At 26.1% G+C, this 25,687-nt stretch carries 24 protein-coding genes; 22 read left to right on the forward strand and 2 right to left on the reverse strand.

Going from position 1 to position 25,687, the window contains the following annotated elements:
* Nucleotides 1-7: 7 nt before the first annotated feature.
* The gene (locus tag BN1711_RS06300) at nucleotides 8-2,953 is read right to left on the reverse strand and encodes a collagenase (protein WP_050607321.1); all 2,946 of its coding nucleotides are present in this window, start codon (nucleotides 2,951-2,953) and stop codon (nucleotides 8-10) included.
* A 1,141-nt stretch (nucleotides 2,954-4,094) separates the two neighbouring features.
* On the opposite strand from BN1711_RS06300, the gene BN1711_RS06305 reads away from it, so the two are divergent.
* The 19 genes from BN1711_RS06305 to BN1711_RS06395 all read left to right on the forward strand — a co-directional run bounded on the left by BN1711_RS06305 (nucleotide 4,095) and on the right by BN1711_RS06395 (nucleotide 22,840).
* Entirely contained in the window at nucleotides 4,095-5,219 is a 1,125-nt protein-coding gene (locus BN1711_RS06305) for a radical SAM protein (RefSeq protein WP_050607322.1), read from the forward strand.
* 376 nt (nucleotides 5,220-5,595) lie between these two features.
* The gene (locus BN1711_RS06310) at nucleotides 5,596-7,569 is read left to right on the forward strand and encodes a bifunctional metallophosphatase/5'-nucleotidase (protein ID WP_050607323.1); all 1,974 of its coding nucleotides are present in this window, start codon (nucleotides 5,596-5,598) and stop codon (nucleotides 7,567-7,569) included.
* A gap of 124 nt (nucleotides 7,570-7,693) precedes the next feature.
* Complete coding sequence (locus tag BN1711_RS06315) at nucleotides 7,694-8,470, forward strand: class I SAM-dependent methyltransferase (protein WP_050607324.1); 777 nt, start codon at nucleotides 7,694-7,696, stop codon at nucleotides 8,468-8,470.
* Between the two features lie 712 nt (nucleotides 8,471-9,182).
* The gene (locus BN1711_RS06320; RefSeq protein ID WP_050607325.1) at nucleotides 9,183-9,581 is read left to right on the forward strand and encodes a zinc ribbon domain-containing protein; all 399 of its coding nucleotides are present in this window, start codon (nucleotides 9,183-9,185) and stop codon (nucleotides 9,579-9,581) included.
* Between the two features lie 86 nt (nucleotides 9,582-9,667).
* Nucleotides 9,668-10,636, forward strand: coding sequence for a zinc ribbon domain-containing protein (locus BN1711_RS06325; RefSeq protein ID WP_050607326.1), 969 nt, complete (start codon nucleotides 9,668-9,670; stop codon nucleotides 10,634-10,636).
* A gap of 285 nt (nucleotides 10,637-10,921) precedes the next feature.
* A complete protein-coding gene (locus BN1711_RS06330) occupies nucleotides 10,922-11,362 on the forward strand; it encodes a hypothetical protein (protein ID WP_050607327.1) in 441 nt (146 codons plus the stop codon).
* A gap of 331 nt (nucleotides 11,363-11,693) precedes the next feature.
* The gene (locus BN1711_RS06335; RefSeq protein WP_129582134.1) at nucleotides 11,694-12,071 is read left to right on the forward strand and encodes a DUF5655 domain-containing protein; all 378 of its coding nucleotides are present in this window, start codon (nucleotides 11,694-11,696) and stop codon (nucleotides 12,069-12,071) included.
* 151 nt (nucleotides 12,072-12,222) lie between these two features.
* The gene (locus BN1711_RS12720) at nucleotides 12,223-12,378 is read left to right on the forward strand and encodes a ribosomal protein L7/L12 (protein WP_243128205.1); all 156 of its coding nucleotides are present in this window, start codon (nucleotides 12,223-12,225) and stop codon (nucleotides 12,376-12,378) included.
* 272 nt (nucleotides 12,379-12,650) lie between these two features.
* Complete coding sequence (locus BN1711_RS06345) at nucleotides 12,651-13,397, forward strand: vanadium-dependent haloperoxidase (protein ID WP_050607329.1); 747 nt, start codon at nucleotides 12,651-12,653, stop codon at nucleotides 13,395-13,397.
* A gap of 321 nt (nucleotides 13,398-13,718) precedes the next feature.
* On the forward strand, nucleotides 13,719-14,627 hold the full coding sequence (locus tag BN1711_RS06350) for a DUF2268 domain-containing putative Zn-dependent protease (protein ID WP_050607330.1): 909 nt from the start codon (nucleotides 13,719-13,721) through the stop codon (nucleotides 14,625-14,627).
* Nucleotides 14,624-15,355 carry a MerR family transcriptional regulator gene (locus BN1711_RS06355; protein ID WP_050607331.1) on the forward strand — a complete coding sequence of 244 codons (732 nt, stop codon included), beginning with the start codon at nucleotides 14,624-14,626 and terminating at the stop codon, nucleotides 15,353-15,355. Before BN1711_RS06350 ends, BN1711_RS06355 begins: the two co-directional genes overlap by 4 nt.
* A gap of 130 nt (nucleotides 15,356-15,485) precedes the next feature.
* Nucleotides 15,486-16,214, forward strand: a complete 729-nt coding sequence (locus tag BN1711_RS06360) for a class I SAM-dependent DNA methyltransferase (RefSeq protein WP_050607332.1) — start codon at nucleotides 15,486-15,488, stop codon at nucleotides 16,212-16,214.
* 272 nt (nucleotides 16,215-16,486) lie between these two features.
* The gene (gene rpsD / locus BN1711_RS06365; protein ID WP_050607333.1) at nucleotides 16,487-17,080 is read left to right on the forward strand and encodes a 30S ribosomal protein S4; all 594 of its coding nucleotides are present in this window, start codon (nucleotides 16,487-16,489) and stop codon (nucleotides 17,078-17,080) included.
* Between the two features lie 84 nt (nucleotides 17,081-17,164).
* On the forward strand, nucleotides 17,165-17,842 hold the full coding sequence (locus BN1711_RS06370) for a hypothetical protein (protein WP_050607334.1): 678 nt from the start codon (nucleotides 17,165-17,167) through the stop codon (nucleotides 17,840-17,842).
* 299 nt (nucleotides 17,843-18,141) lie between these two features.
* The gene (locus tag BN1711_RS06375; protein WP_050607335.1) at nucleotides 18,142-18,609 is read left to right on the forward strand and encodes a DUF2975 domain-containing protein; all 468 of its coding nucleotides are present in this window, start codon (nucleotides 18,142-18,144) and stop codon (nucleotides 18,607-18,609) included.
* A gap of 10 nt (nucleotides 18,610-18,619) precedes the next feature.
* On the forward strand, nucleotides 18,620-18,832 hold the full coding sequence (locus tag BN1711_RS06380) for a helix-turn-helix domain-containing protein (RefSeq protein WP_050607336.1): 213 nt from the start codon (nucleotides 18,620-18,622) through the stop codon (nucleotides 18,830-18,832).
* Nucleotides 18,833-18,930: 98 nt separating this feature from the next.
* Nucleotides 18,931-20,706 carry a sigma-54 interaction domain-containing protein gene (locus BN1711_RS06385; protein ID WP_050607337.1) on the forward strand — a complete coding sequence of 592 codons (1,776 nt, stop codon included), beginning with the start codon at nucleotides 18,931-18,933 and terminating at the stop codon, nucleotides 20,704-20,706.
* 245 nt (nucleotides 20,707-20,951) lie between these two features.
* A complete protein-coding gene (locus BN1711_RS06390; RefSeq protein WP_050607338.1) occupies nucleotides 20,952-22,247 on the forward strand; it encodes an L-cysteine desulfidase family protein in 1,296 nt (431 codons plus the stop codon).
* Between the two features lie 221 nt (nucleotides 22,248-22,468).
* Nucleotides 22,469-22,840 carry a PH domain-containing protein gene (locus BN1711_RS06395; protein ID WP_050607339.1) on the forward strand — a complete coding sequence of 124 codons (372 nt, stop codon included), beginning with the start codon at nucleotides 22,469-22,471 and terminating at the stop codon, nucleotides 22,838-22,840.
* A gap of 147 nt (nucleotides 22,841-22,987) precedes the next feature.
* Here BN1711_RS06395 and BN1711_RS06400 read toward each other — a convergent pair whose 3' ends face one another.
* Entirely contained in the window at nucleotides 22,988-23,368 is a 381-nt protein-coding gene (locus tag BN1711_RS06400; protein ID WP_050607340.1) for a carbonic anhydrase, read from the reverse strand.
* Nucleotides 23,369-23,539: 171 nt separating this feature from the next.
* Between BN1711_RS06400 and BN1711_RS12540 the strand changes: the two genes are divergently transcribed.
* The 3 genes from BN1711_RS12540 (at nucleotide 23,540) to BN1711_RS06410 (ending at nucleotide 25,600) form a co-directional block, all read left to right on the forward strand.
* Nucleotides 23,540-23,695: a hypothetical protein gene (locus BN1711_RS12540; RefSeq protein ID WP_163249389.1), complete on the forward strand. Its 156-nt coding sequence runs from the start codon at nucleotides 23,540-23,542 to the stop codon at nucleotides 23,693-23,695.
* Between the two features lie 213 nt (nucleotides 23,696-23,908).
* On the forward strand, nucleotides 23,909-24,436 hold the full coding sequence (locus tag BN1711_RS06405) for a DUF7010 family protein (protein WP_050607341.1): 528 nt from the start codon (nucleotides 23,909-23,911) through the stop codon (nucleotides 24,434-24,436).
* A gap of 183 nt (nucleotides 24,437-24,619) precedes the next feature.
* Entirely contained in the window at nucleotides 24,620-25,600 is a 981-nt protein-coding gene (locus BN1711_RS06410) for a helix-turn-helix domain-containing protein (RefSeq protein ID WP_050607342.1), read from the forward strand.
* Nucleotides 25,601-25,687: the final 87 nt, after the last annotated feature.

Genomic DNA, 25,687 nt, shown 5'->3' on the forward strand with positions numbered 1-25,687 from the left:
AGACAGTTTAATGAACTTTTACATTTAATTTGTATGATATATCATTTTCACTGATGTTATATACAGTTATATAGTATTTTCCAGGCTCAGCAACAAATTTATTTTTCATAGTATTTCCTTGTTTAATGGCATAAGTTTTAAATTTATTTAAATCGTTGGAATTAAATAATAACCAGTTTGCTTCACCACCACCAGAATTAACTAATTCTATATTAATTTCTTTAGTATCTTTTACATCAAATGTATATATATCAGTAACATCAAGTTTGTTTAATTGTCCTAAAATACTATCTCCTAAATTTAATTTGTTAGCATGTTGAATATAGTTATTATTTTCACATTCAGTTAGAGTATTTTGATTAATATTTCCACTTATTTTTAAATTGTAATTAGCATTAGAAGTTGAAAATTTATATACTACTATATAATATTTTCCTGGTTTTTTAGCTTCAAATTTTTTATTTAAAAATCTTCCATTTTTTATTGGATAAGCTATACTTTTATTTGTATTATCTTCAGTGTATAAATTCCACGCTAATTCTTTATTATTTATATTTTCTAAAGATATATCTATAGTTCCTGGTTGTTTTACATTAAAATAATAAATTTGTTTATCAGTATCTTTTAAATTTCCACTAATAACTTGTTGTGATTTTACAGGTCCTATAGCAGATTCAAAAGTGGTACCTGTTTTAATTTGCTTTTTTTGATTTTCTACAACTTTAGAATTATCTTTATCAATATTTTCTACTTTATTTACAGCATCTTCTTTTTTTGCATTAGTTATATGTACATCATCTTTTAATATTCCATGAAATACTATATCATACTCTAAATTGTCTAGCTTATTTACTTTAGGATTTACAAAGTAACAAGTTAAAGTTTTGTATCCAGACCAGTTAAGATTATCTAAATTATTTAAGAAATTATTACATATGGTATTCATTTCTGTCCAATCTTGTATATCGTCCTTACTTTTTGTTTTTTCGTAAGTTCCCCTTAAAGTAAATGTATTAAAAAATTGTCCTTTTTCTTCTTCCACCTTAATATTTTTTAATTTACAAACTTTTTCTATATCAGCATAAACTTCTTTTGAACTTTTTTTAGGATGTTCTTTTAAATAATCATTAGATACTAATGGAGTTGTTAGATTTTCACAACTTTCAAACAACTTTTGCATATGATCTTGATATTTTTTATTAAGATTATTTTTATTACTTAATTTTTCTATATAATCTTCATATCCTTTAACATCATTTTTCTTTATATAATTAATTAAATTGTTTAATATATTTTTATTATTATTATAAATATAATCACTAAAGGAAAATCCATAATTATAGAAATCAAAGGAGCCATATTGTGAATGTAAAAGCTTTGTTAAACTAAATCTTCTTTCAGGAGCCCATGAAATTCCTTTTACTTCAGATTTTCTTGGCAATATATTATTTTTTCTTGTTGATCCTGCGAAAAATTCAGCTGAACCTTCTTCAAACCAAGTAAGTCTACAATTATTTCCTTTATAAAAATCACTAACCCCCCACATACCAGGAACTAAGTATCTTCCTTGAAGGTAGTGAGTAAACTCATGTCTAAATAATTCTTCTAAACTAAAAATACTGTCCTTTTCTTTTCTTTCAAAAGTAAAAAATGTTCCTTTTTTTTCAATATATATACCCCCATTATCTGTACTATATCCATATAGGATAGAGTTAACTTTATATTCTTTTGGATTATTATAAATAACTATATTAAGTATATCATCTGCATGTCCTTTTTCTAAAGGATTATCACTTCCAATTACTCTATGAAATTGAGCTTTTACTTCTTTAGAAGCCCAATAAAGTCTTTTGATTTTTTCTTGAGAAACTTTATTACCTGCGTTAATAATTATGCTTCCGTTATCAAATTCATATTTTTTTGGAGTATAGTGTTTTTTTGCTTCTTCTTTTATTTGACGGATATCTATTTTAGTTCCATCTAGTTTTGTACTATTAAATTTATAAGCTATAGTTTCCATTGCTTTTAAATAGTGATCACTTAAGTATGGATATAATTCTAGTGATTTTTCTATGGTTTTTTGAGGGATTTTTTTATCGCTATGAGCATTAGCTAACCTTCCAACGTAATATATACCATTATCTATAAGCCATTCATTTTCTTTTGTAATATTATTTATTAATGCGAGTTTTGAAACTTCATTTATAAAACTATCTATCTTTTCAAACCATACAGTATTATTTATTTTTGTTTTAGATTTAGATAAATATGATTCTATAGAATAACTAACACCCTCTATAACATTATAAATAGCTTGTCCTTTAGAGAAATCTTTAACATTTTCATCTATATTATTATTGTATTGTATTAATACTGAAGTTAATTTGTTTACTATCTTATCATCACATGTAGTATTGCTTATCAATAAACCAACACCTTTTATGATGTCATTTTGACAACGAGTACCTAATTTAAAATAAGGATTATTTATTATAGAATTAATTGCTGGAATACATTTTTGTTTATATTGAATACTATTTAATTCAGCCAATTGTTTATTATAAAATCCTAGGTAAAATCCACCTCTTAAAACCTCCATTAAGGTTATAATACCCTTATCATCTTGTTCAGTATATTGAGAACCCTTACTGGCTATTGCATTTATAATAGCTTGTATCCTATCAGGATTAGAATAAAATTTTCTAGCTCCTTCGTTGTATTGCATAAAATCAGTAATATTATTCCATTTTATGCTACAAAGAGTGTTTATAAGTTCTTCATTTGATAAACTTTCTAATTCACCTAATGAATAATTTTTTTCAAGCATAATATGACCATTTGTTACAGTATTATTACTATCACTGTCTAGTGCTAAAGCATTTAATGGTAAACTTATAGAGAATAGAACTACAAACATTAGATAGCAAATAAATTTTAAAGCCTTTTTTTTCATAAATTTCCCTCCTAAATTTTTCTTAAGTTATATGAACATTAATTCCTATCACCCTATTGAAATATAATAGATTTTCCCTAAATATATTACCTTTGAAAAAGGAGATAGAAAGTAATTAACAAATTCAATCCGTAATTAATCACTAAGGACTTTAAAGAAAAATATAACAAATATAATCATAATATACCATAAAATTTTAAAAAGTAGACATATTTTTTATAAAAATATGTCAGAATGTTAAAAAATGTAGTTATAGGGGCTATAATTATTTAATTTATTATGGGTAGAATGGTTAATATTTAATTATTTTATATTTGTATAATACGTATCATTTCTAACATATTGTTGAATAGGCTACAATAAAATATACAGAAAGGATTTGGTGGTGATATAATAAATAAAAAAGAAGAAAGTAAGGATATCATGGTGAAAAAACAAAAAATATACATAGGATTTTAAAATGCAAATAGTAGCTTTAAAACAGAATATCAAATCAATATTGGATATTGCAAGAGCATATGAAAAACCTAAATGATTATAGCAAATTTTGCTCTTTGAAGGATAAAGATAATCGTATTGATAAAAAGAATGAATTAATACGCTTGCATAAGAAAAATCACATTTAAAAGTAAGTATGGTTTATAATGTCATAAAAATAATTATAGTAAATAAAGAAAAGTATAGTGCTAGTGCAATATGAGCAATTTTAAATATTCCAAATCAACTGGGATATAAGCTAATTTTATAACAGATATGAATAAAATTATTAAGACCAAGATATTTTTATAAAAAACGAATGGAAAATGTAAATATAATAAAATATATTTTTAAATTATGATATAATGGAAAAAGTTAAAATATAACTTATACAAATAGAATTTAGTTGCTTATAGAGAAAAATAAGATTTATATAAATTTATAAACCTTTATGATATGATAGACATAAGAAAACTTAATAAGCAATTTTTAAATCCCTCTATATAGTTATCTGCAATGGAGGGATTTTGTATGGGAATATATAAAAGAATAAACTGTTTTATTTGATATACTTTTTAATAGGTAGAACGAGTTTGTTTTTATAAGAACAATATGTTAAAAATTACAGCAAGAAGATTTGCATTTAATTAGAGGAGGATACATTATGAAAATTTCAAAAAAAGATGCGTTGCAATGGTTTGAGTTTTTTGCTATGTTACCAGAAGATGAGGAACTTATGATAAAGCAACAGGAAATTATGTACGCTACTTTTGCACAAATTGAAGAGGCAATAGATTATAGAAATAAGGGTTTGATGTCAGAAATTAAAGGATTAAAAACATTAGAAAATAGAACTTTTTATGTGGGAGATGAAAACAAATTCTCAAATGGATGTCGTTCATGTCTTTTAGGAACAGGTTTAAGTCCAATTAGAAAAACTAACAAATGTAACATACAGTGTAAGTTCTGTTATAACTATGGAGAATTAGATGATATTGCACCTATTGGAGAAGGTATGTGGGAAATTGGAGGCACAAAATTTTATGAGAAGGATATAGATTTACTTCTTTCTATTTATAAGAAACCTACAGGTATTTCCTATGTTTATTTAGAACCATTTATGGAAATTGAAAAATATTATTCTATTATAAAGAAATTTAGAGATGCTAAGATTCATCAGCATCTATATACAAACGGAATTTTAGCTACAGAAGAAACATTAAAAGCATTGGGAGAAGCTGGTCTTGATGAGATACGTTTTAACTTAGGCGCATCTAATTGTTCAGATAAAGTTATTGAAAATATTAAAATAGCTAAAAAGTACATTAAAAATGTAGGTATTGAAACTCCAATGACTCATGAATTTTTCCAGGCATTTTCTAAGAAGAAACAAGCTATTTTAGATACAAAACTTGATTTTATAAATTGTGCAGAATTGCATTTAAATCAAAATAACATAGACAATTATTATGAGGAAAATATGTATATTTCTAGACATGGCTATATTTCTCCAACTTGGAGTAGGGAATTAACTTTAAAATTTATGAAAATAGCCGATGAAGAAAACTGGGATTTAGCAGTTCATGATTGCTCAAATCATACTAAATTTTCTAGAGATTTGAATTTAAGTAGTAAAGAGGGTAAGTGGTTTGGAGCAAGTGGTTATGGTTGTGAGTTTTCCAGAATGCCTTATGAGGCGTTTTTACCGATATTACGTGATGAAAATTTCAAATTTTTAAGTGAAGAAGAATTACCTAATGGTTATAAACCAGGAGAATTACTTTTTTAGATTAGGTAGTTAAGAAGGGGTTTAGATGTCAATAGCAGATATAAATTAGTTTGCTATTGGCATCTTATTTTTTGATGATTTAAGGAGTGTAATATTTTAATTTTCAATATAATCTATATATACATATTATAAAGTTTCAGGAGTTTCTTAGAGGTAACCGTATTAAATCACTTTTCAGATAAATAAAAAAATTTATATTATTTTTCACAAGACTATCATCAAAAATTATGTTTTATACTTAATAGATTATATAAATTATAAAATCTTAGATTTTATATACTTATTATCTACTTTAAAGTAAAATAGAACTAGAAAGTTTATGGTGAAAGTATATACATTTTATTTTGAGTGAGGACAAGAGAGGGGGATTTTATGTATGAAAAAATCATGTAAGAAGATATGCGCTATTTTGGATATTCTAATAGTTGTTTCACTACTTGGAGGAGTTAAGGTTAGTGCACAAACAAAATCTAAGAAGATGGATATCCTATTTACACATGATACACATTCACATCTAAACACCTTTTCCACGTTGATTGATGGGAAGAAAACTGAAATTGGGGGATTTGCTAGAATAAAAACATTAATTAATGAAAAAAAGAGTAAAGATTCTAATACAATTGTATTAGATGGGGGAGATTTCTCCATGGGTACTTTAATTCAGACGGTTTATGATAAAGAGGCAGCGGAACTAAGGATGCTTGGAAATATAGGATGTGATGTTACAACACTAGGAAATCATGAATATGATTATCGCTCAGATGGACTTGTATCTATGCTTAATTCAGCAGTAAATTCTGGGGACAAGTTACCAGCTATGGTTTTATGCAATGTTGATTGGGATTCAATGGAGAAAAGCGGTTTAACAGATGGTGCGCGAAAGATAAAAGATGCTTTTAAACATTATGGAGTAAAGGATTATGTTGTGTTAAAAAAAGGTAATGTGAAAGTTGCTGTTTTTGGAGTTTTTGGAAAGGATGCTTTAGCATGTGCCCCAACCTGTGCTTTGAAATTTAAAGATCCTGTAAAGTCCTCAAAGGAGACAGTGGCTAAAATCAAGGCAAAAGAAGATGTGGACATGATTATCTGTGTATCCCATAGTGGCACATGGGAGGATAAAAATAAATCTGAGGATGAAATTTTAGCAAAGAATGTAGATGATATAGATTTGATAATAAGTGGACATACCCATTCTCAGTTAAAAGAGCCAATTTGTCATGGAAATACTTATATTGTTTCAGCTGCAGAAAACGGTAAATACCTTGGAATGCTTTCTATGGAGCAGATGGGAAATAGAAGATGGAAAATTGAAAATTATAAATTGATACCTGTTACATCTGATATTTTACAGGATAAAGAAACCCAAAGAAAGATAGATAGCTTAATGAAAACTGTAGATGAAAAATATCTTAAAAATTTTGGATACACGGCACAAAAAGTAATAGCAAGAAATAATATTAAATTTACTACTGTTAAGGACTTATGTGAGAGTCATGAAGATCATAATCTTGGCAATATAATATCTGATTCATATATATATGCTGTAGAAAACTCTAATTACTATAATGGAAAACCGGTAGATGTAGCTATTGTTCCTAGTGGAACTGTAAGAGATACTTATACCACAGGTGATATAACTATAGAAAAGGTGTTTAATTCCTTTTCACTTGGTATTGGTGCAGATAAATTAGCAGGATATCCGTTAATAAATGCTTATTTAACAGGCAAAGAATTAAAAACAATATTAGAAATTGATGCTTCTGTTTCAGACTTTATGACTACTGCAAGGTTATATATGAGTGGATTAAATTTTTCTTATAATCCTCATAGAATTATTCTTAATAAGGTAACAGACTGCTATCTTAAAAAGGTAGGTAGTAGCAGAGAAGAGATTGATGATGAAAAACTCTATAGAGTTGTAGCTGACTTATATAGCGGTCAGATGTTAAGTGAGGTAACAAAAACATCCTATGGACTATTATCTATTATTCCTAAATTTGAAGATGGTACACCAATTAAAAATTTTGAGGATGCTATTATAATGGAAAATGGAAAGGAAATGAAAGCGTGGGATGCCATAGCAAGATATATGAAGTCTTTTAAAGATACTGACGGAGATGGGGTATCAGATGTTCCTGATTATTACAAGATTTTACATAATAGAAAAGTTGTAGAGGATAGCAGGAATATTAAAGACCTATTAAAGAATCCTAATAGCTATTCTGCCATGATTATTGGTATATTTATTATACTGATTTTAGTTATAGTTTTTTTTATAATATTTATAAGAAAAAGAGTAAAAGTTATATATAATAAATATAGTAAAAGAGAAAAAAGTTTGTATGATTAAGAAAAAATTAAAATTTTAATAGGATTATGTAGTATAATATTTGTTAGAATGTAAATGAATAATAGCCTAGAGAAAATGATACTAGGAAAAAATTAATATAATAATAGATGAGGAATATGAAGAAATGACAATGGAATTAGAGAAATATTACAATAAGTTTTGTGAGGATAAAAGATTAACTAGACAATATGCAAAGGTCGAATATATTACTTCTATGAAGTATATTCATCACTATTTAGAAGATAATAAAAATGCAAAAATCTTAGATGTTGGTGCAGGAACAGGAAGGTATTCTGTACAATTAGCAAATGAAGGATACGATGTTACTGCCATTGAACTTGTTAAGCATAATTTAGGTGTTTTAAAGTCAAAAAAAAGTTCAGTAAAAGCATATCAAGGAACAGCATTAGATTTATCAAGGTTTGAAGAAAATACCTTTGATATGACATTGGTGTTTGGACCAATGTATCATTTATACAATTTTCAGGATAAAGTACAAGCCCTTCAAGAAGCAAAAAGAGTGACGAAACTTGGAGGATATATATTAGTAGCATACTGTATGAATGAATATAGTGTGCTTACATATGGATTTAAGGAAAATAATATTCGGGAATGTATTGATAACGGAAAACTTACTGATGATTTCCATGTTATATCTGAACCAAAAGATTTATATGATTATGTGAGAATTGAAGATATTAATAAGTTAAATGAGGCAGCAACATTAGAAAGAATAAAATTAATTGCAGCAGATGGACCAGCTAATTATATGCGTCCTATTTTAAATGCTATGGATGAAAATACATTTAAGCTTTTTATGGATTATCATTTTACAACATGTGAAAGACCAGACTTATTGGGAGCAAGTGCACATACATTAGATATTTTAAGAAAAAAATAAGCTTTATGGAATGAACTGGTTTTGGGATTTAGAAGAGTCATATCTGTATATTATAATTTAATAAAAGCTATTACTTAAAAGTTTGTTTTAAGTAATAGCTTTTTTATTTAAAAAATGAATTGCTTAAAATTAAGCTGTGAAAGAAGAATAAAGAAGTTACCGAAGAAAAAATGGGTAGTTATATTGATAATCAGTATGGTGTAATCAGACAAATACCAGGTAAAAATAGGGGCGTTAATGCTTTAACTCTCTGATAATAAGTCTTTTTAGATACTAAATATATAGAAAAATATAACATAATATAGTATAATATGTTATAATATCAATATTTTATAAGGAATTTATTATAAAAAAACAAATTGTATTATTAATTGTAGGAATTATTTTTGTAGGATTAATAGTATGGAAAAAAGTAATAATTAAACCTAAGGAGCTTATTAAAGATGAATCATATACTATTCTGCTTTTTCTAGGTAATCCTGTATATTCCAATTAATTAATAGGAAGGTTTTATTCTGAAAAGTAAATACTTATGGGTTATAGTTGTTTATCTCAGGTGTTATTAGGTGAAAGAAAAATTTGAATATAGTAAATTAGATATGTAAGGTATATGAAAATAAATAATAACTTAAAGATGTGTTAATATCACATTGACCAATTATTTATTTAAAGCAGTCTTGTTATTATTAAAATAGAAGTGAAGGTGAATTAAGTGATATGTCCAAAATGTTCAAATAAGATTGATGATGATAGTTTATTTTGCAATGTTTGTGGAAGTCCTATTAAAAAAGATGGTGAAACTAAAGTAGTAAAAGATACTAATAGTAATAAGAAAGATACTAAAGTTAATGGTGGAGAGCTTGGATTTTTTATATTTGGATTATTTATAGCTATTATAGGAGCGGGATTATTTTTTGCTGCTGGGGAAGAATTAGCTGCTGTAGGAGAAAGCATGACAACTATTACATCTGTTTCAGGAGATTCTATAGCAGAGGTATATTACCAAGATGTTGGAAAAGCTGTAAAAGGATTTGCAATGTTTTGTAGAGCTTTAGGAACTAGCGTTTTATTTATGGCTGTTATGAGTATATCAAAATATTTTAAAAGATAGATTATATTTGTTTAATATAGGAAATTACATAGTAGTTTAATATAATTATAGCTAAATATATTAAGTTAAAAGGTAGGTTATTTTATATGTTATGTCCTAATTGTAAGGCAGAAATAGCAGACAATAGTGTGTACTGTAAAAAGTGTGGAGCAAAAGTAAAAGAGAATAAAGAGATTGAAGTAAAAGGAGAAAATACTTCTTTATATAAAGAGGTATCACAAAATAAGGTTAAAAAATCAAAGGCAAAACCATTGATAATAACTTTAATTATAATATTATTTGTATTAGGATCTGGCTTTGGTACCTATAAATATGTACAAGCTAAAAATATAAGTGATTTGGTTAGTAATGCCGATAGAGAATTTGATAAAAAAAATTATGATATGTCAATAGAGCTATATAATAAGGCTTTGTGTTATAAAGATGATAATAAAATTAAAAATAAACTTTTATTAGTAAATACACATAAAAAAGGCCAAGGATTGTATAATCAGGGCTTAAAACTAATGAATGAAAAGAAGTATTTAGAGGCTATGGAAAAATTTAGTGAAATAAGTAAAAATGCATCAACTATATATGATTATTCAAAAGAAAAGATAAAAGAATGTAAAGATAAATATATAAATAATATGATTAATTTAGCTAAAAAGTCTACTGATAGTCAAGAGTATGATAAAGCTAATAAATATTTAGATGAAATAGAAAAAGTTGATAAAAATAATTATAGTGTAAAGAAATTAAAAGCTACGATTGAGCAAAACAAAGAGAAGGAAAAGGAAGAAGCAAATAATAAGAAAAATAGTAAAATAACTAAAGAAGGGGCTTATGAAATATTGAAGAAGCATAATTATGATGGAATGGAAATAGGAGGAATGAGTCCTTTAAAAAAAGAAAATTTTAATGTTGATGATCAAAGTATGTATGGACATGATTGTTATTATATAGGTGGTAAAGGTGGAAATGCAATATTATTTGTAGTGGATGCAGTTACAGGAAAACTGTATTCTTGTAGCAAATTAGAACCCGGGTATTGGGAATTAATATTGGATGAATAGAATTATAAAAAGGTATATTGTGCAAATTTTTAATTGGATTTCAAGAAGAGTAGTTGGTGAGATTACAAAAGGTAAAAATGCTCAAAGGATAATTCACTATCTGGTTGGCGGTATAAAAAAGAATAGAAGATATTGTAGAAAATATAAGCCATGGATTTGGTAGTTATGTGCGAAAACTAAATAAAGATTATACTATAGGAAATACGTAAGAGAGTAATTTGATTAAATGTTATGTAATATTTATATATAAAAAAGTTTTTCAAGAAAAAATTGGGGGATTATAGATTGAAAAAAAAATCAAAATGTATGTATGTTTTAATGTTTATAATATTTATATTTCAATGTAGTTATAATATTTATCAACATAATAAGATAAGTGGTTATAAAAGGCAGCTAAAGATTATTGTTATAAACAATTTACAACAATTTGCTTCAATGGATGTTAGTAAGGATAATGAAATTATTTATGCTGAACAATATGCAAGCATTGTTGCTGCTCAGGAAGCTTATGTTCTATTAGGTGGTGGTAAGGGAATTCCTTCTGAAGAATATGATTCTACTTTAGCCAAGTCATTTATTCAAATAAAACGTATTATGCTTAATGATAAAGAGAAATTTAAAAAAATATTTGGTGGAATGGATGCTTCAAATTTAATATTTAAAATATCAGATGATTTTGAGGATAAAGATTCCATAATCAAGCTTAATAAATTGTTAAGTGATTAAATTTTCCAGAGTAATAATTGAAATATAGAAATGGATAAAAAAGTCTATATAATTAAGAAATAAAATTAAGTTATAATTTAATAATTTTACTAAAAAATAAGTTAAGTTCTTTAATTAAAATAGTTAAAAGATTTTTAGAATATATCTAAAGTTATTTTATGTATGATAAATATCTGTAGAATACAGATATATAGTTGATTTATATATTATAAATATTGATTTTAATTACTAAATTTAACAATAAAACCAAAATAAATTAAAATATAATAAATATTGATAGTAAAATAATTTATATCATTCAAATGTAGTCACCCCCATTAATAATTCGAGTTTGGAAAAGAGAGTGAAAGAAAGTACAGATAACACTTTTAATGAACAATTAGAAAGTACAAGTAAAAAATTAAGAGAATTGTACTATTCCATTAGAGATTATATTTTAGCCCTTGGTGATGATGTGACTGAAAATAAACTCAAATTATATAGTGCATTTAAAAAAATAAAGAATATTGTATGTATAGAAGTTAAAATGAAAAGTATAATGTTATATTTAAGACTAAATCCTGAAGAGATTACAATTGAAAATGGCTTTACAAGAGATGTAAGTAAAATTGGACATTGGGGTACTGGTGATTTAGAAATTACGATAAAGAACCCACAGGATTTTGAAAAAGCTAAAGAATATATTCATAAGGCTTATGAGATAAACTAATTATATAGTGATGGAGTGGGAAACTATGGAATCTGTATTGATAGGTTTTATAAGTATTTTATTTATTATTTTAAATGTAAATATTAATAAGTTACAACACAATCAAGAGCGAATAGAATAAAAATTAAATAGAATTATTGAGCACCTTGGAGTGTCTGAACCATTTATAGAGAAAATAAATGATGAGTTGAAGGATGGGTTAATAAAACTTGTTGAGACAAATAAAAAGATTAAGACAATAAAAAAGTTAAAATATACTACTGGAATGGGATTAAAAGAAGTAAAGGATTATGTAGATAGTTTATGATGAACATTTATATATTTTGAAAGATTAATAATTACATAAATAGGTCATAATAACAGAGCATTTTGAATGAAAAAAGGTAAGCTATGAAGAAGTAGTTTATCTTTTTTATTATTTAATATTAAAATGACAGTAGGCTATAGACTTATATGCATCTATAATAAGAAAAGTACAAAATCTTTATTTTCCATCACATAAAAACCTATAAAAAAGAAATACTTTATAATATGAGTATAATTAACTAAAATAATTGTTATTTAGTAGGAGGAGGAAGTATGAGTAGGTTTAGATGGGATGAAATTCCTTACCCAGGTGAAGTTTTTGGGCCAATTGGAGAAGGAGAAGATGCAGGAAGTTGGCCTTTAAAGTTTTTTATAAAAAATGATAAAGATGAATTTTGTGATTTAAAAGGCAATAAGATAGCTTTTGAAATAGAAACACCAAAGGATACTATGAGTTTTGCGACAAATGAGCTAAATCAAATTAAAACTATATTGGAAAATCTAACAGATAAACAAAAAGAAATAGCATCATATTGGAGTTCAGAAAATTTAATTCTTCTGTGCCTTAATACTGTAAGTACATTATTAAAGAATTATAAAGTACCAACTATGGATTCAGCTAGGATACTATCTATAATGGGAGATGCATTTAATGATGCTATGGCTTTAACATATTACTTTAAGTATAAGTTTAAAATCCCAAGACCTATTCAATTAGAACCAAATTTAAAAACATATTTAAAATCCAGCTACGATCCAAGTTATCCTGTAGGTCATGCAGTAATAGCAGGAGTGTTTTCAACAGTATTGTCATATTTTTTTCCAGATGAAATAGGGCAATTAAATAATACAGCTGAAGAAGCAGCTATGTCTAAGATATACGGAGGAATTCATTATCCTATAGATGCTAAACAGGGGTTAAGATTAGGAAGACAAATAGGTTCTATAATAGTGGATAGTATTAAAGACGATAGTAATTCCTTAGGAAATAGTATAAACAATATATATAGGAAATCATAAAATATTTCCCCTGAAAATGAAGCTTTATCTTCAGTAATAGCTACAAATCTAATATTGAAGATATAGTAGAATGTTTAGGTAAAATAAAGTTAAAGCATGTTTAGGTATTTTATATTAAATTGTTAAAAATAAATGTCATAAAGTAAATATGTAATAGTTTAAACGGACAGGTATGAACCTGTCCGTTTTATAGTGTTATATACGATATTAATTTTATTATTTTTGCTGTAAATAAATCATATATTTTTTAAATCTTCTGTTGACTCTAACGTAACGTGATAGTGTATTGTATAAATATACTAAAAGAAAAGAGGTAAGAAAATGAAAATTACAGAAATTAGATCAGATAAAATCTATAAAAAGATGATTTCTACAAAGGCTACTGAGCGTGATGACATATATAGATATGAACTAATGAAACCATTTGAATTTAAGTGGTCATGTGTTGGCATTCCAATAAAAGCAGATAAAGCAGATGATTATGATGTTGTTACGGCAAGCAGTTTAAGTGGTGGATTTAAACCAAGTGAAATTGATAGTAGACTAATTGATTATGTTAAAAAAATTAGTGATGAGAGTTTTTGGAAGGAGTGTCATGATAGCATTAAAAAAACACTTAAAGCTTTTGAAAAGAAGGGAATTTTACTTCCTAGAAAAGAGTATATTTTTACTGTTTTATTGAATGATCCATTAAATCCAATGTCAAAAATTAATGGTGATTATTGCGGAGATGGAGGAATTCCTGGATATATCATTGGAACAATTATTCCAAATGAAAAATCTCTTAAAATGTTACCTGTAGTACTTGCTCATGAAGCTAATCATAATGTAAGGTGGCAGTTTATTAAGTGGAACAATGGAATTACACTTGGGGATATGGTTGTTAGTGAAGGTTTAGCAGAAAACTTTGCTGCATCTATGCTTGGAGAGGATAAAATAGGAATGTGGGTTACAAATATAACAGAGGAACTTCTTAAAAATGTTATTAAACCTGTAATTAAGGATAACTTAAACAATAGTGATTTTAATAAGCTTTCAGCATTTTTGTATGGTGATGAAATCATGAAAATGCGAGGTGTTGAACCAGTTGGTATGCCTTACTGTGCAGGATATGCTTGCGGTTACGCTCTAATTAAGTATTATCTTAAAAAGACTGGTAAGACAATATTTGAAGCTACTATTACCCCTACTGAGAGTATTCTAAAGGAAACAGAGGATTTTTGGAAATGAAGATTAATGAAGTTGCAAAATTAACTGGAGTTACTGTAAGAACACTCCATTATTATGATGAAATAGGATTACTTAAACCAAGTAACATTACTGAATCAGGTTATCGCTTGTATAATGAGGATGAATTATCTAAACTCCAACAAATATTATTTTTCAAAGAATTGGAATTTTCTCTTAATGAAATTAAAGATATTATTACAAATCCAGACTTTGATAGAATAAAAGTGCTTAAAAATCAAAAAGAGCTACTTATTAAAAAGAGAAAGCGAATTGATAATTTAATAACTCTTGTAGATAGTACATTAAAAGGAGAGAATAATATGAGTTTTAAAGAATTTGATATGACAGAAATTGAAAATACGAAAAAGAAATATGCAAAAGAAGTTAAACAGCGTTGGGGAAGTTCTGATGCTTATATAGAATGCGAGAAAAAATGCAATAATTATAGTAAGGATAAGTGGAAACAAATAGATGGGGAATGTAAAAATATTTTAAAAGCTTTTGCATCTAATAGAGATAAACCAGCAGATAGCTTGGAAGTGCAAACCCTTGTTGAAAAGTGGCAGGAGTATATTAATGTAAGATTTTTTAATTGTACAAATGAGATTTTGAAAGGTTTGGGATGTATGTATATTAATGACGAACGTTTTAAGAAAAATATTAATAAAAATGGTGAAGGAACAGCAGAATTTATGTCAAAAGCTATTGAAATTTACTGTGAAAAATAAAAAAGTGAATTATTAAAAAATGCTGGCATAAAGTTTATGGAAAAGTGGGAAACTATTATTATTTAAAAAAGTTATGGATTTGAATATATTATAAAATCAAATGAAATAAATAAAAAAAGGATGATATAATATGGGTTTTTATGACCAAATTGCAAAGTATTATGATGATATTTTCCCAATTTCTGAAGATACAGTAAGTTTTTTAAAAGCTAGCATTGGTAATTCACCTAAGGATGTTCTTGATATTGCCTGTGGTACAGGAATGTATGCAACTGAATTAAGTAATGAAGGCTATATATTATACGCTATTGATTTAGATGAGAGAATGATTGAAAGCTTAAATAACAAAGTAAATAAAGATAATTTAAAAATAAAGTTTTTACAAGGTGATATGAAAGAACTAGGAGAAAAGTTTAAAAAACATAGTTTTGATGCAATCTATTGCATAGGAAACTCTTTAGTTCATATTGATAGTTTTACGGAAATAAAAGAATTGTTTATAACTATTAAAGAATTATTAAAGGGAGAGGGGAAATTTATCTTTCAAATAATTAATTATGATAGGATTATATCCAAAGGCATTAAATCTCTTCCTACTATAATTAATAATGATGTTCCTTTAAAATTTGAAAGGTATTATAATTATGATAAACTAAAAAATAAAGTAATATTTAAAACAGTGTTATCAGTTAAAAATGAAAAGATTGAAAATTCAATATATCTTACACCATTAATATGTGATAAGGCAATAGATTTACTGCATGAAGCAGGATTTTATGAAATTAATGTTTATGGAGACTTTAAAGGGAATAAATTTGATAAAGATAATTCTTATGCTCTTGTAATAGAAGCTAAATAAAAAATAATTAAGTAGTGTTAAAAAGATGATTTTTAAATTATTTAGGAGTCATCTTTTTTTTATTTCTGTTAATATCAATGATTATTATTAATACTCTAAATTATGATTACTATTATATTAAATTAAGTATAATATAAAAAATCTTATTTATGATAATGAAAATCATTTTCAAATACAAAAAATTGTGCTATAATATTTTTGAATATATTAGAAAAGTTAATTAAGTGGTATATTACCGTGGCAAAATATATTATTATATGGAGGTTTTTATTATGGCAAAAATGATGGGACCACGTTTTAAACAATGTAGAAGATTAGGAGTGAACATTTGTGGACATCCTAAGGCAATGAAAAGAGCAACAAATTCTAATAGTAGAGCAGCTAACAAGCTTTCTAATTATGGACAGCAACTTTTAGAAAAGCAAAAATTAAGAGGATTTTATGGAGTTTTAGAAAAACAATTTGTAAGATATGTAAAAAAAGCTATGAAAAGTCCAGGTATTGCTGGTGAAAATTTAATTATTAGCTTGGAATGTAGGTTAGATAATATAGTTTATAGAATAGGTTTCGGATCTTCTATTCGTCAAGCAAGACAAATGGTAAGTCATGGACATATATTAGTTAATGGAAAAAAAGTTGATATACCTTCCTTTGAAGTCAAGGTAGGAGATGAAATAGCTTTAGTTGAGAAATCAAGAAAAAATCAATTATTTATAGATAATTTAACTTCTGGAAATGGAAAATCAATAAGTTACATAGAAGTGGATGAGGAAAGTTTCAAAGGAAAGCTTACAAAACTTCCACAAAGGGATGAAATTCCTATAGAGATTAATGATCAGCTAATTGTTGAATTCTATTCAAAATAATATTAAAGGCAAAGTTTAGTGACCTTGATTTTAACGTAAGGAGAATTTTATCAATATAACATCATTGCAAAGGTGGGGAATAAGGTGGTATCAAAATATAATAGTTCTTATTATTGGGAGAATTTAATTGCACAAAATAAACCTATTTGGAAAGGAGCTTTCCAAAATTTATCTTTAACTAGAGATTCAAAGTTTATACACTGTGTAATAATTAATTACGATAAAAATATTATAGAACATAATTGGGCTTATTATCCTGATGTTAAATCTATGTTGGGATTTATACAATATGTATTTGTACCTACTGCATTTTTTACATGGTTAAGTAATGAATTTAATGAATTTGTTGTACCTATAGCCCCATCTTATGAAATATTAGGGTACTTAAAGGAATTTAATAAGAAGCATCAAGAAAATTTCTTGAATATTATGAAAACCACTATAGAAAAATTAAATAGTTTGTGGTATTTAACAGAAGAAGAATGTATAAAAGAGATTAAGGATTTTTCAAAGGAATTTAATAAGCAGTGGGGAGAGAAAAATGGAAAGCTATTAAGTTTAAATATTTTTGAGGATAGTTTTCAAATTGGTGAATATATAATACCTAAAAATCATAATGATGTGTTTTTAGAAGTTTTAGAAGAAGAAATTGGACTAACAAAAGATCAATGGGAAGAAGTCTATACAAAAGTTTATGAAAATGAATTTATGAAAAGACAATTTATAAATATTTTGAACTATAAAATAGGATGTTGTGATTAATTATTATAATATTTAAAAGAATAAAATTTTATAATGTATAAAATTAAATATAAAAGCTATTATCAAAATCAAGTATGATTTGTATTTTAGATAATAGCTTTTTATTTATGACAAAATTATACTATGTGTTATGTGTAATTTAAAAAAATATGTTATTCTATAGGTATATTCTAACTAAAAATATTATTGACTTTATTGTTTTTTAAATATTATATATTGAAAAACGATAAATTATACTTGAAAAACAATAATATATGTAATATAATCAATAATATAAAATTAGTTAGGAGATGATATTATTGAAAAATACAAATACAAAATCTATATTAAGCACACTTTTGTATATTACTGGAATTATTTTATTTATAACACTTGTAGGTGAAATGGGAAGACATATATATCTAATTGTGTGTAATTTTACATTTGAATCTGTGGTAAACTTAATTACAACATCAATATATCTTTATGGCTATTTCACAATTACCAGGTATTTGATAGCTATAGTTGAAAGCACTTATTCTACGCCATTCATAGAAAATAATGTAAGCAGGTTAAGAAAAATGGGATACTATTTAATAATAAACGTTATATTAGAGGGTATTTCTGATTTTTACAAAAAGGGTGTTTCTATACTAATAGGAACTTCCAATGGTTCAATAAAATTATCAACAGTAATGGGTATTATATTAGCATTAATGTGTTTTGTAATAGCTGAAGTATTTGAAAAGGCAATAAAAATGAAAGAAGAAAATGATTTAACTATTTAGGAGGGAAGCTATGGCAATATTAGTTAATTTAGATGTAGTAATGGCTAAAAGAAAAATATCTCTTAAAGATTTAGCAAAAAAAGTTGATATAACTAATGCAAATTTATCTATTTTAAAAAATAATAAAGCGAGGGCTATTAGATTTTCAACATTAAATGAATTGTGTAAGGCTTTAGATTGTCAGCCAGGTGATATACTTGAATATGTAGAGGATGAAAGCTAAATAATATAAATGATAAAATGATATAAATGGAATAAAGGAAGGAGGAGTTATGTTAAAATACTTATAATTTAATAAAGTGTTTTGCATAACGATAAAAAGTGTCTTTAAACAGTATAAAGAGCTCTGTTCAAGAGGTGGCGGAAGCTATAGCTGCAGTTCTTAAAGTAGATGTTACTATAATTGATAAAAATTTTAATAGAATTGCAGCTACTGGTAAGTATAAAAAATTTATAGGAAATAAAATACCTGGTAAATGTTTATTTGAATTGGTTATAAAAGAAAAAAAGACGAATCATATAAAAAGATATTTGAAGGATAATGAAGAAAAAATAAATCCATCTGTTTGTGAAAATTGTGAAGCAAAAGATAGATGTACTGAGTATGCAACTATAGGTTATCCTATAATTATGGAGCATGAAGTAATAGGTGTAATTGGCATAAATATTTTCAATGAAAAGCAACTTAATATAATAACAGAAGAGTTTAATTCTATGATAATATTTTTAAATAGATTAAGTACTTTGCTTGTAGGTAATATTATTTATCATGAAACTATAAAAAAATTACAAATTCAAACAGAGGAAACTAACCATATAATAGATAGTTTAAGTCACGGTATAATGTCTGTAGATAATAATGGAATTATAAAATATATTAACCATAAAGGTAGAAAACTTTTAGATATTAAAGAGGAAACCTTATTAAATATAAATATTAAAGACATAATAACAAACTTTGATATTAGACTTTTAAGTAATGAATATAAGGGGAAGAGAATAAGTATTCGTGGGAAAAATGAAAGTTTTTTAATTAAAAGTAGTCCAATTATATTTAAAGGAGAAAGAGTAAGTAATATTATAGAATTTAATAAAAAAATTGAAGAAGTTCAGGCAGCATATAAGCTATTTGCTAGTAGTAAAATTGTAAGGTTTGAGGATATATTGGGAAGTAGTAGCAGTATAAAAAATGTAAAAAATATAGCTAAAACTATAGCTAAAACTGATTCTACTGTATTATTAAGGGGAGAAAGTGGTACTGGAAAAGAACTTTTTGCAAGAGCCATACATTTTGAAAGTGAAAGACGAGATGCACCTTTTATAGCTGTAAATTGTGCCTCCATTCCAGATAATTTATTAGAAAGTGAATTCTTTGGATATGAGGGAGGAGCATTTTCAGGAGCTAAAAGAGAAGGGCAAATGGGAAAATTTGAACTTGCCAATGGTGGAACTATCTTTTTAGATGAAATAGGAGATTTACCTTTGCATCTTCAACCTAAAATATTAAGAGTGCTTCAAGAACAAAGCTTTACTAAAATTGGTGGTAAGGAAGAAATTTTTGTAGATGTTAGAATAATAGCAGCAACTAATAGAGACTTAGAGAGTATGGTTAAAAATGTTCAATTTAGAGAAGACTTATATTACAGATTAAATGTAATACCTATATATTTACCAAGTCTTAAAACAAGAGAAGAAGATATAATACTCCTTAGTGAATATCTTATAGATAAATTTTGTGGAAGGTCTAATTTACCTATGAAACAGCTTTCACAGGAGGTAAAACAGGCATTTATGAATTATTCTTGGCCGGGAAATATAAGGGAATTAGAAAATATAATAGAGTATATAGTAAATACTACTAAAGAAAAAACTATATACATTGAACATTTGCCTAAATCTTTCAACATATTAAAAGATCATAATAAAAATAATAAGAGCTTACAAGATAGGCTTTACCAATATGAAAAAAATTTATTACTATCTATGATAAAAGAATATGGTGAAGATGGAAAAGGTAAAGAGAGAATTGCTAAAGAATTAGATATTAATCTATCTACCCTTTACAGAAAACTGAAAAAATATAATTTGCAAAAGTGAGAATGTTTTTGCAATGTTGCAAAAAAGCTTAATTCTAGGGTATTAGGTCTTAAATAATCCTAGTAATAGTATTGAAATTTGCACAAATGCAAAAAATAAAAGTGGTTTATCTATAATTAATTAAACAAAAAAGTAAGTTTTAATTGAAATATAAGGCTTTTCAAGATATTAAAAATAGAATTTAAATTGTTTGGCATGGTTATTGCTTATTATATAAGTATTAAAACTTAAAGGAGTGTATTAACATGTCAAAGTTGCCAAAAGAGGAAATAAGTGAAAGATTACTCCAATTAGTAAAAAATGAAACTAAACCAGCTATAGGATGTACTGAACCGGTAGCTGTAGCTTTTACTGTAGCAACAGGTAAGAAGTATATAAAAGAAAAAGTTTTTAGTATAGATTTAAAAGTAAGTAAGAATATATACAAAAATGGTAAGTCCGTTACTATACCAAATACAGAAGTTTGCGGATTAGATATAGCAGGAGCTTTAGGAGAAATATGTGGAGATCCTAAAGAAGGATTATTTGTTTTTAAAAATGTAAATGATAAATATTTAAAACAAGCAGAACAAATGATAAAAGATAATATTGTAATTCTTAATACTGCTGACAATACAGATCCTGTGTTTGTGGAAGCTACATTAAAAGGAGAAAATCAAGAAGTAACTGTAATTTTAAAGGGCGGACATACCACTATAGATGAAATTATAGTAGATGGAAATGTAGTATTTAAAAGAGAAGTAGAAGATAAAAAAGACAATAATGATTGTGATTTTATGAGGGAACTTACTTTAAAAGATATAAGAGAAATTATAGAAGATATTGATATAAAAAAATTAGATTTTATAATAGATGGAATAGAAATGAATAAGGAAGCAGCAAAAGAAGGATTGGAAAAACAAAAAGGGTTAACTTTAGGATCCTCTCTTTTAAAGTTGCAAGAGGAAGGAAAAATAGGAAAAGATTCAGCAACTATAGCAAGAATTTTAACTGCAGCAGGCTCTGACCTTAGAATGGGTGGAGGAATGTGTCCTATAATGACTAGTGGAGGAAGCGGAAATCAAGGGCTATGTGTAATACTCCCTATTACAGTAGTAGCTGAAGATATTAAAGCTTCAAAAGAAAAACTTCAAAGAGCAGTTTTCTTTGGTCATGCAGTTAATAACTTTGTAAAAAAATATACTGGAAAATTATCTGCAATTTGTGGTTGTGCTATAGCAGCAGGCATAGGTGCAACAGCAGGAATAACTTGGCTTTTAGGTGGAGGAGATAAGGAAATAGATGGAGCTATCTTAAACATGCTAGCCAATCTTACCGGTATGCTATGTGATGGAGCCAAAGGAAGTTGTGCTATTAAACTTTCTACTTCTGCCTCTGAAGCAGTGGTATCTGCTTATTTAGCTTTAAATAATGTAATTGTTCCTAGTAATACAGGAATTATAGGTAAAACTGTAGAAGATACAATAAATAATTTAGGAATACTATGTAAAGATGGATTTTATAAAGCAGATGATGTAATGCTTCAAATGGCCTGTAAATAGTTGTATTTAATAGTTTAGCCCTTTAAATTAAATTGTTATAATATATAAATTAAGGTAGTACAATGTATGTACTATCTTAATTTTTTAGTTAAAACTTTTAATTCTAATTATTAAAATGTATAAATAAAATACTTACTTTGAAAGAATAATAGTATTGAAAAGGAAAATAGTATAATTTGTAGAATTTATTAAGATATATGAAATATAGGGAGGAATACATAATGTCAGAAATACAACCTAAAATAGTAGCACTTTCAGAAGTGGATATAAACGATGGGAAAGATATTTATGATTTTTTACTTTTAGATGATGAAAAAATATTAATTTCTTATAAATCTATAAGAGATAGATTAATTGTAACAAATAAAAGATTAATAGTAATAGACATACAAGGATTAAGAGGAAAGAAAAAAGAGTTTATGATTATACCTTTATGTAAAATTACAGCTTTCTCTTGTGAAAGTTCAGGCACTTTTGATTTAGATGCAGAAATGAAGGTGTGGTGCTCTGGAATTGGAAGAATCGAGTTTGAGTTTATGAAAGGTACGGATATTAAACCTTTATTAAAAATATTAAGCCAACATATTTGTTAGCAATACAAGATATGAAGTTTATATTTGTATAAATAAGAAACAATTAAAAATATAGTCAAAGACAGTAAGCATTAATTAATGAATTTATAATATGGTTAAAATAATAAAAAAGCAGTAAGTAAAATCCATTACTGCTTTTTTATTATTTTAGCGTATTTCTTCAGCTCTCCATTTATGATTTACCCATATGCCAATTACTTTTTTATTAAATCCCCAGGATTTAACCCTGTCAACAGCTTTTTTAATATCTTCAATTTGTTGTTTTTTATCAACTGGATTACCAGCGCAATCAAAGTGTCCAATTACAGCAATTGCTTTAGCATTATGTTTTTCTATAGAGATTCTAACATTATTTTTTATAGAATCTACCAAACATTCATTTGTTCCTTCCGCTAATATTCTATCCGGGCCTGCATCTGTAACCATATCAACATAATCTACATGGAATTTGTTTTTTACAAATTTTTTAACAGGACTTTGAATTCTCCCATCCATGCAAGAGATAGCAACGGCGAAAGTTTCTTTCATTATTAATATACCTCCTTAAAAATTTAATAAATATTTATAACTTATTAAATTTAAATATATTATTCTTCTTATTATATGTTTATTAATGTTATTAGGAGAAAAGAATAAACACATAATATTTTTATTAAAGTATAAAATATAGATAACTGAAAGTAGAAGGGAGAGTTAATTATGGCAAAAGATAGCCAACCAGATAACAAGAAAGCTAGAATGGAAAAATGCAATTATCAAACACCAATAACTAGCGAAGAGGGAAAAAATCATAATAGAACTTTAAAAAAACATTCTGTTAAAAGGCAAGGATTTCAAAGTGATAATATAAATTAATCTAGCGTGTAAATTTCATAATTATATAAAGTATTTATTTAACTTAAAAGGATATTATTTAATATCCTTTTATTTTGGAAGTGTTTTCACTTGCTCTTTTATAACATTTATATTGTATGCTATAATAAAATGACAATTAAATGGCATATTATTTATTAATTAGAAAAAATTTAGTAATGGGAATTAAAAAACATAAATTATGGGGGGATAATAATGAATTTAGAGGAATTAAGAATCGATTGTGCTAAAAAACAAAGAAAGGGATTACATATTATTTTGGCATCCATTTTTATATGGAGTGCAGTTTTAATAGTACATATATCATCTTTACCTATTTTAACAAAAAATTTATTAACTTTTTGTTGTACAGCACCACTTTTACCAATTTCCTATTTTATATCTAAAATATTAAAGGTAGATTTTCAGAATAAAGAAAATCCTTTAACAAACTTAGGAATATTATTTTCTGTTAATCAAATGCTATATCTTTTAATTGCTATGTGGATTTATCCAACAATACCAGAAAAAATGCTTATGGTTATTGCAATGATTTTTGGAGCTCATTTAATGCCCTATAGTTGGCTTTATAAATCTAAAACATATTTAGTACTGTCTGTTATTATTCCCGTTATGGCAATGATTGTAGGATTAAACTTTAATCCATTTATTTTAGCTATTTTCATGGTTTGTTTTGAAATAATATTTAGTGGATGTCTTATAATTGAAAATAAAAAATTATAAAAGTAATTAAATAAACCTTAGTATTTAGAGGGGAATATCTTAAATACTAAGGTTTTTACTTTCTTATAATTATTATAATATTTAGTTTTAGTATATGGTTTTATTGGATTTATAGTTTTTATATAATATAAATTAATACACATAGTGTTATAATAAACATAAAAAATAGGGGGATAGGGGAATTTGAAAGTTTTTAATATAGAGAATGAAAATGAATGGGGAATAAAAAGGAACTTAAAAATGCTAGAAAAAAATGAGTTCTATAGGGTTTTTGATTACAATTGTAGTACTGGAAAAGCAATTTTTATTGTGTATGATCTTTATCCAGGAGTTCAAATTACCTTTAATGATTTTGATACACCTGATATTATAGAATCTGATTCTAATAATTATGGAATTATTGAAATAAGTCATTGCTTGCATGGGAGGGTAGAATGTGAATTTGATGATCATAAGTATACATACATAGGTGAAAATAATTTTGCTATATGTAGTACAAAATATATACCCAATAATTTTTCCTTTCCACTAAATAGATACTATGGAATATCTATTGTAATAGATTTAAATAAAGTATCAAAAAGTTTTAAAAAGGTTATAGGAGATTTAGACATTGATTTAATAGATATTGTTCATAGACTGGAACTTGATAAGTCTTGGTATATTAATAAGGCTAATTATAAAATAGAGCATATATTAAAGGAAATCTATGCATTAAAAAATGAGAAAGAAACAGGTTATTTTAAGATAAAAGTAGTAGAACTATTATATTTTATCAATAGGCTTTCTATAGAAAATAGGGCAGAATTTAAATATTATTCAGGAAGCGTAATAAGAAAAATTAAACAAATGAGAGATTTTCTTATAGATAATTTAGATGATAAAATTAAACTAGAAGAGTTATCAAAAAAATATAATATTAGCTTAACTATGTTTCAAAGGGTATTTAAGAGAATTTATGGGGATACACCTTATGCTTATATTAAAAAGTATCGTATGAATAAAGCAGCACTTTTAATGTGCTCTACTGAAAAGAATATAAATACAATTGCAATGGAGGTAGGATATAGTAATGCTAGTAAATTTTCAAATGCATTTAAGGATGTATATGGGATATTACCAAAGGATTATAGAAAAGAAAGTACCATTATGGAGCATTACTAAATATTATAGAGTAGATTATGAGAATGATTATTATTATAATTTAGCTAGTTAGCAAATGTTAACTAGCTTTTTATTATGCATAAATTA

Source organism: Clostridium niameyense (assembly GCF_001243045.1).
In the GTDB taxonomy this organism is placed as follows: Bacteria; Bacillota; Clostridia; order Clostridiales; family Clostridiaceae; genus Clostridium_F; species Clostridium_F niameyense.

Coding starts and splice junctions, on each gene's coding strand:
- BN1711_RS06300 (WP_050607321.1), bottom strand. CDS start 2,953: ATGAAAAAAAAGGCTTTAAAATTTATTTGCTATCTAATGTTTGTAGTT.
- BN1711_RS06305 (WP_050607322.1), top strand. CDS start 4,095: ATGAAAATTTCAAAAAAAGATGCGTTGCAATGGTTTGAGTTTTTTGCT.
- BN1711_RS06310 (WP_050607323.1), top strand. CDS start 5,596: ATGAAAAAATCATGTAAGAAGATATGCGCTATTTTGGATATTCTAATA.
- BN1711_RS06315 (WP_050607324.1), top strand. CDS start 7,694: ATGACAATGGAATTAGAGAAATATTACAATAAGTTTTGTGAGGATAAA.
- BN1711_RS06325 (WP_050607326.1), top strand. CDS start 9,668: ATGTTATGTCCTAATTGTAAGGCAGAAATAGCAGACAATAGTGTGTAC.
- BN1711_RS06345 (WP_050607329.1), top strand. CDS start 12,651: ATGAGTAGGTTTAGATGGGATGAAATTCCTTACCCAGGTGAAGTTTTT.
- BN1711_RS06350 (WP_050607330.1), top strand. CDS start 13,719: ATGAAAATTACAGAAATTAGATCAGATAAAATCTATAAAAAGATGATT.
- BN1711_RS06355 (WP_050607331.1), top strand. CDS start 14,624: ATGAAGATTAATGAAGTTGCAAAATTAACTGGAGTTACTGTAAGAACA.
- BN1711_RS06360 (WP_050607332.1), top strand. CDS start 15,486: ATGGGTTTTTATGACCAAATTGCAAAGTATTATGATGATATTTTCCCA.
- rpsD (WP_050607333.1), top strand. CDS start 16,487: ATGGCAAAAATGATGGGACCACGTTTTAAACAATGTAGAAGATTAGGA.
- BN1711_RS06380 (WP_050607336.1), top strand. CDS start 18,620: ATGGCAATATTAGTTAATTTAGATGTAGTAATGGCTAAAAGAAAAATA.
- BN1711_RS06390 (WP_050607338.1), top strand. CDS start 20,952: ATGTCAAAGTTGCCAAAAGAGGAAATAAGTGAAAGATTACTCCAATTA.
- BN1711_RS06395 (WP_050607339.1), top strand. CDS start 22,469: ATGTCAGAAATACAACCTAAAATAGTAGCACTTTCAGAAGTGGATATA.
- BN1711_RS06400 (WP_050607340.1), bottom strand. CDS start 23,368: ATGAAAGAAACTTTCGCCGTTGCTATCTCTTGCATGGATGGGAGAATT.
- BN1711_RS12540 (WP_163249389.1), top strand. CDS start 23,540: ATGGCAAAAGATAGCCAACCAGATAACAAGAAAGCTAGAATGGAAAAA.
- BN1711_RS06405 (WP_050607341.1), top strand. CDS start 23,909: ATGAATTTAGAGGAATTAAGAATCGATTGTGCTAAAAAACAAAGAAAG.